Here is a 12,473-nt window from a genome sequence, read left to right as displayed (position 1 = left end):
ACGACGATGCGGCCCAGCCGATTCGACGACACCGGCAACACGCCTTCCACAAGCGGTCGTTGGGACCTGCACAGACTCAACCCCCCGAACCGCCTGTGGGGTTCGAACGGCGTCACCTTCGGACCCGACGGACGGCTGTACGTGGCACAGTTCCTCGCCGGACAGATCAGCGCCGTCGACACGGCCACGGGGGACGTCGACGTGGTGGTGCCGCTGGACGGTCCGGTGCAGGCGCCCGACGACCTCGCCTTCGGGGCGGACGGTTCCATGTACATCGCCGACCTGACACCGGGGCGGGTCTGGCGGCGCAGCCCCCAGGGCGCGTACAGCCTCGTCTCCGACCAGGTGCAGGTGCCCAACGGCATCACCTGTGTCGGAGACCGGCTCTTCGTCAACGAGATGAAGATGAACGGCCGCCTGCTGGAGCTGTTCCCGGACGGCGGCGACCCGGTCGTGCTGACCGACGGGCTGGCCCTCGGCAACGCGATGCAGCTCGGCCCGGACGGCTGTCTGTACTACCCGCACATGATCGGCAACCAGGTCTGGCGGATCCCGCCGGACGGCGGCACGCCCGAACTGTTCGCCGAGGAGGTGGACGACCCGGTCGCGGTCCGGTTCGACAAGGGCGGCGTCCTCGTCGTCCTGTCGCGGGGCCCCGCCGGCATCGTGACCCGCATCGATCTCGCCACCGGCACGCGGTCGGTGGTCGTCAGCGGCGTCCTCGGGCTGGACAACGCGGCCTTCGACGCGGAGAACCGCATGTTCGTCTCCAGCTTCGGCAGCGGCGGCGTCACGGAGATGCGCGAGGACGGCCGCACCCGGGAGATCGTTCCCCGAGGACTCAGCGGCCCCTTCGGGGTGACGGTCGACCTCCGGGGCACGGTGTTCGCGGCGGACCACTACCGCCTGGCGGGCCCCGGCGACTCCGGGGAGCACGACTCCAGCGGCGTGATCACCCACGAACTGCAGCCCTTCGTCCACGGCATCACCGCGGACGACGGACTTCTCCACTTCGCCTCCGAGTACGGCGACGTCCGTACGTACGATCCCGTGCGCAGGACCACGCGCGTACGGGTGCAAGGACTGAAGGAGCCCACCGGCATCGAGCGCGCGCCCGACGGAGCCCTCGTCGTGGCCGAGTCGGGCGCCGGCCGCGTCGTACGGATCGACGGGCGGATCGACGGGACGGACACCGTCACCGTGCTCGCGGAGGGGCTCCGGCACCCCGTCGACATCGCCTTCGACACCGAGGGGCGCTGCTACGTCAGCGACGACGAACTCGGGGCCGTGCTCCGGATCGACGACGACGGCGAGACGGTGACCGTCGCGGACGGTCTCGGCGCGCCCCAGGGGCTGGCCGTCCGCGGGGACGAACTGTTCACGGTGGACGTCGAACACCGGTGTCTGCGGGCGTTGTCCCTCACGACGGGGGAGACCCGGATCGACGCCGAGGACCTCGCGGTCGGTCTGCCCCCGGGGATCACCCGCACCGAACCCGCGCTGTTCGCCGCGGGCATGCCCGGCTCACCGCGCCCGTTCGCGGGCCTCGCCGTGTCCCCGGACGGTTCCCTCCTCCTCTCCGCGAACGGCGAGGGAAGCATCCTGCACCTGTCGGCCCGCGCGCCTTCGGAGGGTTGAGGGCCCGGCGCCCCTCGTTGAGGGGCCGGGGCCCCTTTAGGGGCGCGGGGAACTGCGCGCCCAGCCACGACGAACCCGCACCCGAAGCACTGCACATGAGCCCCGCACACGAAGACGAACCCGGCACACGAACCCCCGCACCCCAGCGGAGCGCCTACGTGCCGGAGATACCGCCCAGGCAGAACCGCCAGACCTCCTCGGAGGTGACCGGCTCGGAGTGACCGTCGGTAGACGCACCGTGGGCCTGGGCGGCGAACATGACGGTCTGCAGGACGAGCGCGGCCTGGCGGCGGGGCCGCCCGGCCGCGATGGCGCCCGCGTCGGCGGCCCGCTCGATGAGTTCCGCGAACACCGTGAGCAGCGGCCGGTGGGCGGCCGCCACCTGCGAGGGGTGCTTCACCAGCAGCTGCAGGGCGAAGCCGCCGAACAGCTGCCGCGGTACGTCGGGGCCCGGCCGCGCCCGCTCGTAGAGCATCTCCACGGCCAGGCGCAGCGCCCGGAGCGGATCGCTCTTCGCCGCGGCGGATTCCCTTATCTCGTTCGCCGACCTGGCGAGCGTGTCCTCGAACAGGGCGAGCAGCAACTCGTGCTTCCCTTCGAAGTACTGGTAGAAGCTGCGCAGCGACTGCTTCGAACGGTTGACGACCTCCTGGACGGTGAAGTCCGTCGTGCCCTTCTCGGCGATGAGCGCGTAGGCCGAGTCCAGAAACCTCTGTACGCGTTCCTCCGCGCGCAGCTTCGCGGCCCGGGTGGATCGCTCGACGGCACGCCGGCGCCACGCCGGTTGTTCGGGGGCAGCGGTCATTCGTCGAACGTTACTCGACGGGTCCGTTCGAATACCGCCGGTCGAAATCCCCTACGACGCTGTCAGTGGCATCGGCGATACTTCCATCGATCCCCCTTGCTCCGGACGAGGCCCCGGACCGGACTCCGAACCGGACCGTGGACGGGACTCCGGCCGAGAGCGGGAGGGGAGCCGACCGAGGGGGAGCACCGTGCCGCAGTCCGACCAGTCCGACCAGTCCGACCAGTCCGACCAGTCCGACCCGACCGACTCACCGTCCACGCCGCCGTGGCGGCTCCTGCTCGGGTACGTACGCCCGTACCGCTGGACACTGCTGCTCGGGGCCGTGCTGTCGCTGCTGACCGGCGCCGCTGGGCTCGCGCTTCCGCTGGTCGCCCGGGCTCTCATCGACGACCTGGGACATGACCGGGCGATCACCGGCGCACTGCTGGCCATGTCGGCGCTGGTGGTCGCCAACGCGGCGATCGGGGCGCTGGGCGGGTACGTGCTGCGGTACACCGCCGAGTCCGTCGTGCTCGGCGCGCGGCGGGGCCTGGTGTCGCATCTGCTGCGGCTGCGCATATCCGCCGTCGACCGCAGCGAGCCCGGCGATCTGATGGCTCGGATCACCTCCGACACCACACTGCTCAGGGAGGTCACCACCGACTCACTGGTCGGCCTCGGCACGGGCGGGCTTACCCTGGTGGCCACGCTCGCGATGATGGGGTTCGTCGACCCGGTGCTGACGGGCGTCACCCTGGGCGTGGTCCTGGCCGCGGGCACGGTGATCGGCGTGATCGTGCCGCGGATCAACCGCGCCAGCAAGCGCGCGCAGGACGCGGTCGGAGCGATGGGCGCCTCGCTGGAGCGGACCCTCGGCGCGCTCCGGACCATCAAGGCGTCCGGCGCCGAGCACCGCGAGGAGCGGGCCGTGCACGCGGCCGCCGAGGAGTCGTGGCGCCAGAGCGTACGGGCCGCCAAGTGGTCGGCGCTGGCGGGGAACACGGCCGGCCTCTCGATGCAGGTCGCCTTCATCACCGTCCTCGCCGTGGGCGGCGCACGGGTCGCGACCGAGGCCATCGACATCGGCACCCTCGTCGCGTTCCTGCTGTTCGTCTTCTACTTGATGGCGCCGATCCAGCAGGTCGTCGGAGCCGTCGCCCAGTACCAGACCGGCTCGGCCGCCCTGGCCCGGATCGAGGAGGCCAGGCTGCTGCCCGCCGAACCGGCCGCCGAGCCCTCGCCGCTGCCCCGGCCCGGCGCCGAACCGGCCTCGATCGCCTTCGAGGACGTCCGCTTCCGCTACGACGACGACCTGCCGTACGTGCACCACGGCGTGACCTTCGCCGTCCCGCCGCGCGGCATGACCGCCTTCGTCGGACCGTCCGGCGCCGGGAAGACCACGGTGTTCTCGCTCATCGAGCGGTTCTACGACCCGGAGCAGGGGACCATCGCGCTGGACGGCCGCGACCTCACCGACTGGGAGGTCTCCGCGCTCCGGTCCGCCATCGGCTATGTGGAACAGGACGCGCCCGTCCTGTCCGGCAGCCTCCGCGACAACATCCTGCTCGGCAATCCCGACGCCGACGACGGCGAGGTGCTCCGCGCGCTGAAGACCACCCGCCTCGACTCCCTCGTGGACCGGCTGCCGAAGGGGCTCGACACCCTCGTCGGCCACCGCGGCACCAAGCTCTCCGGCGGTGAGCGCCAGCGCGTCGCCATCGCCCGCGCCCTGCTCAGGCGGCCCCGGCTGCTGCTGCTCGACGAGGCCACCAGCCAGCTCGACGCGGTCAACGAGGCGGCGCTGCGCGACACCGTCGCCGATGTCGCCCGCACCACCACGGTCCTGGTCGTCGCCCACCGGCTGTCCACGGTGACCATGGCCGACCGGATCGTCGTCATGGACGCGGGGCGGGTACGGGCGGTCGGCACCCATCGCGAACTCGTGGCCAGAGACCCGCTGTACGCCGAACTCGCCGCCACGCAGTTCCTCGCGGCCACGGACGACGGACTGACGGTGCCCGAGTCCGTCGACAGCTGACCCCGGCGACCGGGCCTGATGGCGGCTGAGCCCGGCGGCAGTTGAGTACCGCCCGTGGAGCGGCGGTTACGAGGTAACGGGCTCCGACTGCCGTAGTGCCGCCGCCAGTTGCTCGATGCGCGGCGCGTACCCGGCGTGGCTGTACCGCTCCTCGACGGCCCACGGGAAGGTCCGGTCCGCCCGTACGGCCGGCAGCCTGGCCCAGGTCGGCTTGGTCTTCTTCAGGTCGGCCGGCTGGAGGTTGCCCTCGCGGTCGTCGACGAGGATCAGGTCGGCCTCGTACATGTCGGCGTTCTCCCAGCTGAGTTCCTGCCAGAAGCCGCCCGCGCCCGTCTTCGAGGGCGTCACGAACCCGACACCGAGCGACTCGTAGTAGCGCAGATCCGTGAAGGCGTCCGGGGCGGCGACGTACAGGATGTCGGCCGAGGCGGAGACCACCATGACCTTCAGGCCGCCACGGCCCTTCGCGCGGGCCTCTCCGGCCGCCCGGCGCAAGGTGGCCGAGGCCGACTTGAAGCGCTCCTCCGCGGAGGTGACCGGGTCGGCCGTCAGGTCCGCGCCGAGTGATTTCGCGAGGTCGGCGAAGCGGCCGATCACATGGGTGAGCGAGCTCTTCGCGGTGAGGATGCCGACGTTGGGGGCGAGCGACTCGATCTTCTCGGCCGACTCCTCGGGGACGTACCAGAGCGCCGGCGGGTCGGTCATCTGGGCGATCAGCAGGTCGGGCCGCAGCCCGGCGTACCGCTCGACGTTGAACTGCGGGTAGGTGTTGCCGAGGATCGTCACCTTGTCCACGTCGATGCCGCCGGCCCGGGGGTCGGGCTCGCCGTTCTTCAGTTTCGTCGGGCCGAAGACGCCCGTGCACTCGATGCCGAGGTCGTGCAGCGCGGCGGCCGCGCCGACGAAGGCGACCAGGCGCTTCGGCGTCCGGTCGGCCTTGGCCGTCGTGCCACGGTCGTCCTTGAAACGCCATGTTCCCCCGCCGGCGGACGAGTTGGCGGCGCCGCTGCCGTCGCTGTCCTTGTCTACGTCGCTGCCGCACGCCGTGAGCAGACCGCCCAGGCCGAGGGCTCCCGCCGCGGCGAGGACCCCGCGACGCGAGAGCGCGCGGGCGGGCACGGGCGCAGGGGCGGCGGGGCGCGGGGCGTGCATGGGCGACTCCTTCGGCGGGCGGAAGACCGGGGAAGCGTTCGGCGGGAGACCGGGAATCGGGAGACCGGGAAACGGGAGACCAAGGAAGAGAAAGGTAAGGCTAGCCTAACTTTTCGCCCGGCGGCAGCCCCTCCCGCCCCGTCCGCGTCCCTTGCCGACGAGACAGGACTGAACGTCCGGAAAGGGTGCTTTCTCGCCAACTGGGCGGTCCCCATAGGGGGTTCTCGGCCATGGATCGAGGGTTTTCCCCGTATCCGCGGGATAAAGGCTCCGCCTATTGTTCGAGCACAGCCGAACCACAGGTAACCCCTGACTGGAGGCTCGCGCACGGCCGGCCCAGTCCGACAGGGCATGGCGCCTTCTCGATTGCACCCCCCGCCGCTTCGACGACGAAGCGAATCGAACCGCTGCTCCGCACCGCACGGCACCGCATGCACCGCATCGCATCGCATCGCTGTTTCGCGCTGCCCGGAGCCGGCCACGAAAGGCACTCACTTGCGTACTCCCCGACCCGCGAGACGGAAGCTGATATCCGTCGCCGCGATCTCCGCGACACTCCTGGCCGGGACCGCCACGTCCCTCGCGCTGGCCGGTCCCGCCACCGCCAAGGTCCCCGCCGAGCAGACCGCGAAGTCCGCCGCCGCTGCCGTGTCCGCCCCCGCCGAGCGACTGATCGTCGGCTACAAGTCGGGCGCCACCGAGGCCAAGTCGAACAAGGCCGCCTCCGCCGACGCCGAGGCCAAGGGCAAGGAGGCCGGCGAGAGCCTGGACTTCCAGCGCCGCCTCGGCACCGGCGCCGCGCTGGTCGACCTCGGCGAGCAGCTGAGCAAGGCCGATGTCGCCGACGTCGTCGCCGAGTACCAGGCCGACCCGCAGGTCGCGTACGTCGTGCCGGACCGCCTCAACAAGCCGCAGGCCGACCCGAACGACACCGAGTACAGCAAGCAGTGGGACCTCTTCGAGACCACCGCGGGCATGCGCGTGCCCGGCGCCTGGGACACCGCGACCGGCAGCGGCGTGACCGTCGCCGTCATCGACACCGGCTACGTCACCCACTCCGACCTCGCCGCCAACATCGTCGCGGGCTACGACTTCATCTCCGACACCGCGGTCTCGGTGGACGGCAACGGCCGCGACAGCAACCCGGCCGACCCGGGCGACTGGTACTCCGCCGGCGAGTGCGAGCAGACCACGGGCCAGCCCTCCTCCTGGCACGGCACCCATGTCGCGGGCACCATCGCCGCCGCCACCAACAACAGCAAGGGCGTCGCGGGCATCGCGTACAACGCGAAGATCTCCCCGCTGCGCGTCCTCGGCAAGTGCGGCGGCTACGACTCCGACATCATCGACGCCATCACCTGGGCGTCCGGCGGTACGGTCTCCGGCGTCCCGGCCAACGCCAACGTCGCCAAGGTCATCAACATGAGCCTGGGCGGCGGCGGTGCCTGCACCACGGCCACCCAGACCGCGATCAACAACGCGGTGGGCCGGGGCACCACGGTCGTCGTCGCGGCGGGCAACAGCAACGCCAACGCGGCCAACTACTCGCCGGCCAGCTGCAGCAACGTGATCTCGGTCGCCGCGCTCAACCGCTCGGGCGCCAAGGCCAGTTACTCCAACTACGGCTCGGTCGTCGACATCGCGGCACCCGGTGGCCAGACCAGCACCGGCACCGCCAACGGCATCCTGTCCACGCTGAACTCCGGTACGCAGGGCCCGGGTTCGGAGTCGTACGCCTACTACCAGGGCACCAGCATGGCCGCCCCGCACATCGCGGGTCTCGCCGCGCTCGCCAAGTCGGCGAACTCCGCGCTGACCCCGGCCCAGATCGAGTCCGCGATCAAGACCAACTCGCGTGCTCTGCCCGGTGCTTGCTCGGGCGGCTGTGGCGCGGGTCTCGCGGACGCGGCCAAGACGGTGCAGGCGGTGAGCGGGTCGGGAGGCTCCACGGGGGGCACCACCTTCACCAGCGGCACGGCCGTCTCCATTCCGGACGCCGGCTCGGCCGTGGAGTCCTCGATCGCCGTCAGCGGCCGCACCGGCAACGCGCCCTCGGCCCTCCAGGTCGGCGTCGACATCACCCACACCTACCGCGGTGACCTGGTGATCGACCTGGTCGCCCCGGACGGTACGGCGTACCGGCTGAAGTCCTCGGGCTCGGACTCGGCCGACAACGTCAACACGACCTACACCGTGGACGCGTCCAGCGAGGCCGCCAACGGCACCTGGAAGCTGCGCGTGCAGGACGTGGCCTCGGCGGACACCGGCACGATCAACAGCTGGAAGCTGACCTTCTGAGCTTCTGACCGTCGAGCGGCCGTCGGGCGACTGTTGAACCAGGCGGACGGCGGCTGATCGACGACTGATCGACGACTGACGAACCACCCCCCACAGGGTGGGGCCGAAAGGCCCCCGCAGGGGCGGCCGACGCGAGCGGGCGTCGGCCGCCCCGCCTTTCGTTCCGCGGACGTATACCTTCGTCGCCGCCTTTCATCCCGCCGCTGGATGGTGGAACCCGCGCCTCCGGGACAGGATGCCCGCATGAAGGGTGACCTGTTTTCCAGCGAGTACATGGTGCAGCCGGCCACTGCGGCGGGCATGAGCGTCGAGAACGCCAAGTCGATCAAGTACGCCGTCAACGGCGAGATGCTCGCCCGGCAGGGCGCGATGATCGCCTATCGAGGCAGTCTGCAGTTCGAGCGCAAGGGCCAGGGCGTCGGCGGCATGCTCAAACGGGCCGTCACGGGCGAGGGGCTGGCGCTCATGGCGGTGCGCGGGCAGGGGGAGGCCTGGTTCGCGCACGAGGCGCAGAACTGCTTCATCGTCGACATCGACCCCGGTGACGTCTTCACCGTCAACGGCCGCAACGTACTGTGCTTCGACGCCTCACTGAAGTACGAGATCAAGACGGTCAAGGGCGCGGGCATCACCGGTGGCGGGCTGTTCAACAGCGTCTTCACCGGACACGGCAGGCTCGGTCTCGTCTGCGAGGGCAACCCGCTGGTCATCCCCGTCTCGCCGCAGTGGCCTGTGTACGTCGACACGGACGCGATCGTCGGCTGGACGGCCAACCTCCAGACCTCACTGCACCGTTCGCAGTCCATCGGCTCCATGATCCGCGGCGGCTCGGGCGAGGCCGTGCAGTTGATGCTCCAGGGCGAGGGATACGTCGTCGTACGGCCGAGCGAGGCGACACCGCAGAAGGTCCAACAGCACTGATACGGGCCCTTGTCGGGCCGGTTCACGGCTGTTGGACCTTCCGGTGGTGCCGGGTGTCCGCCCGTCTCCTTCGCGATCCGCCGACGGGTCTACGTCGTGGCCCGTCGGCGGCGCCACAGCACCGCGGCGGTGCCGGTGGCGAGCAGCGCCGCGGTGCCGGCCGCGGCGGGCAGGAGCACGTCGGTGCCGGTCGAGGCGAGCGACCCGTCGCCGGTGGTGTCGAGCGAGCCGCCACCGGTCGTGGTCTGCGCGCCGCCACCGGTCGTGCCACCCACGCTGTTTCCGTCGGCGCTCGGACCGTCGACGGGAACCGTGGTCCCGGAGTCGGTCGGATCGGCGTCCGGTCCCGAGTCGCTGGGCGACGGCTCGGGCGTTCCGTCCGAGGGGCTGGGCGAGGCCGGGTCCGAGGGCGAGGGCGATCCCGGGTCGGACGGTGACGGCGACTCGGAGGGCGACGGCGGCACCGGCGCCCGGAACACGGTGAGCGAGGCCTCGGACGGGCTCGCGACGAACACCGAGTCGCCGCCCGGCGTCACCGCGACGGACGAGCTGCCCAACTGGCCGTTGACGCCCGGCAGTTCGGCGCCCATGCCGAGGTCCTTGAGCGTCGCCGTGTCGTACACCGCGAGCTGCCCCACGCCGTCCCCCTCCTCCGGCGGGTTGCCCCAGTCCTGCCACACCGCGAACGCCCGGTCGGAGCGCGGGTCCACGGCGACGTCCGCGATGGTGTCGCCGGGCTTCGCGTCGAAGGAGGCGGCCAGTTTGCCGGTGGCGATGTCGTACGCCTCCAGCACGGTGCCGCGCCCCGCCCAGAGCACTCCGCGCTCGGTGTCCCACTCCAGGAAGGACACCGCGGCACCGGCGGCCAGCGGGATCTCCTTGCCGTCCGGCGTGAAGTCGGCCGAACTCACCCTGCGCAGCACGCTGTTGGTGTTGTCGGTGACCCAGATCTGCCCGGCGGCGGTGTCCACGGCGAGCGGACCACCGGCGGCCGGCAGGGTCAGCGAGCGCTCCACGGTCACCGACGTCTCGCCGACGGCGACCTCCTCCAGTTTCGTCCCGCGGACGACCACGACCGTGCCGGCTTTGGCACCGGCCTTGGCCTGCGTGATCGTCGTGCCGGTGAGCCAGCCTCCGCGCCCCGCCGGGTCCCCGTCCTTCACGGCGGCGATCCCGCGCAGCCCGACCAGGTAGTGCACCCCGTCGCCCGGCAGCGGCCCGACGAGTCGTTTGCCCGGAAGCTGGGCGGGCGCGCCCGTGCTGCCGGGCGAGGTCTTCACCCAGTTCAGAACGTTCCCGGAGGCCGGGTCGACGACATAGACCCCGGCCAGGCTGCCGCCCGTCGTCCCGGCGACGGTGTCGGACCCGACGTACAGCTTCCCCGACTCGGGGTGCACCAGCAGGTCGAGTGGTTTGCCGACGGTCGTGAGGCGGGCCGTCTGCTCGTACCCGTCCGTGGTCGGCGGGTCGTCGGCGCCGACGGCGGGCGTGCTGACGACGACGGCGGTCAGGACCACCGCCGTGATGCCCACGAGGGCGCCCGCCGCCCGGGGGCGGAGCACATCGCTCCGCCCCCGGGTTCTGAGAGGCGCGGTCACGAGAAGGTGACCGGGATGTAGACGTCGTACGAGCGGTTGCCGCTGCCGGTGTGGTCGGCGCGCGTCACGATGGCGCAGTCGACGTCCGTGCCGCAGACCTGGCCGGTGGCGATGTTCGGGTTCACGTGCACGCTGGCGTTGAAGGAACCGCCGGAGCCGTAGGTGGAGCTGTTCGCGACCGTGCCGCCGCCGAAGTTCGACACCCAGTGCGAGGCGCCCGTCGTGCCGGACTGGTCCGCGCCGCCCAGGCAGGGGGTCGGCCGGGAGGTGTACGTCGACGGGTCGCCGGGCACGACGCCCTCGGGGATGACGCACAGGCCGACATAGACGCCCTGGATGGTGTTGTAACCGCTGCCGGAGACGGTGATGTTCTGTCCGGCGGCCGACAGGGCGTCGGGGGCCGTCAGTGACAGGTTGTACGTCGTTCCGCTCACCGTCACGGACCGCGTGGCGGTGGCTGCCGAGGCGGAGGTGGCGAGCCCGACCGTCAGCGCGGCGGCGGTGGCACCGACGGCGGCGATTCGGGTGGCGCGGGCGAACACGGCGGATCTCATGGGCAGTTGGCCTTTCGGAGGCGAAAACCACTTAGGTAAGGCAAACCTAAGTTGCAGGTCAATGGATCGTCAACCCGTACCTCAGGGAGCCCAGCCGAACCGGCCGGCTCAGGCCACGTGCAGCGGCAGCGACTTCAGGCCGTTGATGAAGTTGGAGACGAGCCGCCGGGGAGGCCCGGCGACGCGCGGCGGCCCGGGCAGGGCGCGCAGCGCCTCCTCGTACAGCACCCGCAGCTGCAGCCGGGCGAAGTGCGCGCCCAGGCAGACATGCGGTCCGTCCCCGAAGGAGACGTGCGGATTCGGCGTACGCGCCAGGTCCAGCCGGTGCGGCTCGGCGAACACCCGCTCGTCGTGGTTGGCGGAGGCGTGGAAGACCACCACCTTGTCCCCGGCGCGGACCGGTGTCCCGGCCAGTTCGGTGTCCCGCACGGCCGTGCGGCGGAAGGTGAGCACCGGCGGGTGCCACCGCAGGAGTTCGTCGACGGCCGACTCCAAGTCGACGACACCGGCGCGCAGTTGGGCGTACGCCTCCGGATGCCCGGCCAGCGCCAGCAGCCCGCCGGGAGCCGCGCCGCGTACCGTGTCGTTGCCCGCGACCGTCAGCAGGAAGAAGAACATCTCCAGTTCCGCGGTGGCGAGTTCACCGTCGGCGGCGAGCACGGTCATGACGTCGTCACCGGGATGCCGCCGCTTGTGGCCGGCCAGCTCACGGGCGTACGCGAACATGTCCCGCAGTGCCGCCGGTGAGCGCGGGTTGACCGGCTTGCCCACGGCGTCGAGCACGGGCGGGCCCGCCTCGTCCGGGTCCTGGTAGCCGATGACCCGCTGGGTCCAGTGCAGCAGCAGCCCGCGGTCGCTCTCCGGCACACCGAGCAGATCCGCCAGGTTGAGCAGGGCGTAGTCGTCGGTGACATCGGTGACGAGGTCGCAGGTGCCGTCGTTCTTACGTGCGGTCGCCACCGCTTGCTCGAAGAGCGAACGGGCCCGGGCCCGGGCGACCGACGCGAAGTGGTCGACGCGGCGCGGGGTGAACGCCCGGCTGACGAGCCGCCTCAACCTCCCGTGCTCCGGCGGATCCTGATTGAGCATCATCCGCCGGATGAACGGCAGGTCGTCCGGATCCGGATCCCGGATCTGGGTCGCCCCGAGATACGAGGAGTACGTCTCCGAGTCCTTCAGGACCCGCACCACATCGGCGTGCCGGGTGACCGCCCAGAAGCCGGGCCCGGCCGGCCAGCCGAGCACCTCGTGCTCCTGCTGCCAGGCCACCGGATGGTGGTCGCGCAGGACGCGGTAGGCGGCGTGGGGGACACCGGCGGCGTACTGCCGGGGGTCGAAGACGTCGGGGACGGCGTCCGGGCCGGAGCCGGGGCCGGAGTCGGGGTCGGCGCCTGGGCCGGGTTCCCCGGCAGGTGGCGTGGGCGTCGCTCGTGAGGTCACGCCACCACGGTGGACCGGGCGCGGCGGGGCGGCAAGGGCGTGCGCGA

At 71.6% G+C, this 12,473-nt stretch carries 9 protein-coding genes; 4 read left to right on the top strand and 5 right to left on the bottom strand.

Translation table 11 applies throughout. The features are described from left to right. Window positions 1–6: 6 nt before the first annotated feature. The gene (locus tag ACIBEI_RS39645) at window positions 7–1,638 is read left to right on the top strand and encodes a hypothetical protein (protein WP_398895499.1); all 1,632 of its coding nucleotides are present in this window, start codon (window positions 7–9) and stop codon (window positions 1,636–1,638) included. A 154-nt stretch (window positions 1,639–1,792) separates the two neighbouring features. On the opposite strand, the gene ACIBEI_RS39640 is transcribed toward ACIBEI_RS39645, so the two are convergent. Next, window positions 1,793–2,443, bottom strand: coding sequence for a TetR/AcrR family transcriptional regulator (locus tag ACIBEI_RS39640; RefSeq protein ID WP_398895498.1), 651 nt, complete (start codon window positions 2,441–2,443; stop codon window positions 1,793–1,795). A 277-nt stretch (window positions 2,444–2,720) separates the two neighbouring features. Between ACIBEI_RS39640 and ACIBEI_RS39635 the strand changes: the two genes are divergently transcribed. Next, entirely contained in the window at window positions 2,721–4,463 is a 1,743-nt protein-coding gene (locus tag ACIBEI_RS39635) for an ABC transporter ATP-binding protein (protein ID WP_398895595.1), read from the top strand. 66 nt (window positions 4,464–4,529) lie between these two features. Here the strand turns inward: ACIBEI_RS39635 and ACIBEI_RS39630 are convergent, their stop codons facing one another. Further along, entirely contained in the window at window positions 4,530–5,615 is a 1,086-nt protein-coding gene (locus tag ACIBEI_RS39630) for an ABC transporter substrate-binding protein (RefSeq protein ID WP_398895496.1), read from the bottom strand. 495 nt (window positions 5,616–6,110) lie between these two features. Here ACIBEI_RS39630 and ACIBEI_RS39625 point away from each other — a divergent pair, with 495 nt between their 5' ends. Then, entirely contained in the window at window positions 6,111–7,913 is a 1,803-nt protein-coding gene (locus ACIBEI_RS39625) for a S8 family peptidase (RefSeq protein WP_398895494.1), read from the top strand. A gap of 243 nt (window positions 7,914–8,156) precedes the next feature. Further along, window positions 8,157–8,834, top strand: a complete 678-nt coding sequence (locus ACIBEI_RS39620; protein WP_269647942.1) for an AIM24 family protein — start codon at window positions 8,157–8,159, stop codon at window positions 8,832–8,834. A gap of 89 nt (window positions 8,835–8,923) precedes the next feature. On the opposite strand, the gene ACIBEI_RS39615 is transcribed toward ACIBEI_RS39620, so the two are convergent. The 3 genes from ACIBEI_RS39615 to ACIBEI_RS39605 all read right to left on the bottom strand — a co-directional run bounded on the left by ACIBEI_RS39615 (window position 8,924) and on the right by ACIBEI_RS39605 (window position 12,426). Continuing rightward, window positions 8,924–10,396: a hypothetical protein gene (locus tag ACIBEI_RS39615; protein ID WP_398895493.1), complete on the bottom strand. Its 1,473-nt coding sequence runs from the start codon at window positions 10,394–10,396 to the stop codon at window positions 8,924–8,926. 32 nt (window positions 10,397–10,428) lie between these two features. Continuing rightward, window positions 10,429–10,986: a hypothetical protein gene (locus tag ACIBEI_RS39610; RefSeq protein ID WP_398895492.1), complete on the bottom strand. Its 558-nt coding sequence runs from the start codon at window positions 10,984–10,986 to the stop codon at window positions 10,429–10,431. A 108-nt stretch (window positions 10,987–11,094) separates the two neighbouring features. Continuing rightward, window positions 11,095–12,426: a cytochrome P450 gene (locus tag ACIBEI_RS39605; RefSeq protein WP_398895490.1), complete on the bottom strand. Its 1,332-nt coding sequence runs from the start codon at window positions 12,424–12,426 to the stop codon at window positions 11,095–11,097. Between the last annotated feature and the right edge of the window lie 47 nt (window positions 12,427–12,473).

This window comes from Streptomyces sp. NPDC050988, assembly GCF_044456225.1.
Taxonomy (GTDB): Bacteria; Actinomycetota; Actinomycetes; order Streptomycetales; family Streptomycetaceae; genus Streptomyces.
Note: the sequence above shows the minus strand (reverse complement) of the source record. Positions and strands in the feature narration are given on the sequence as shown.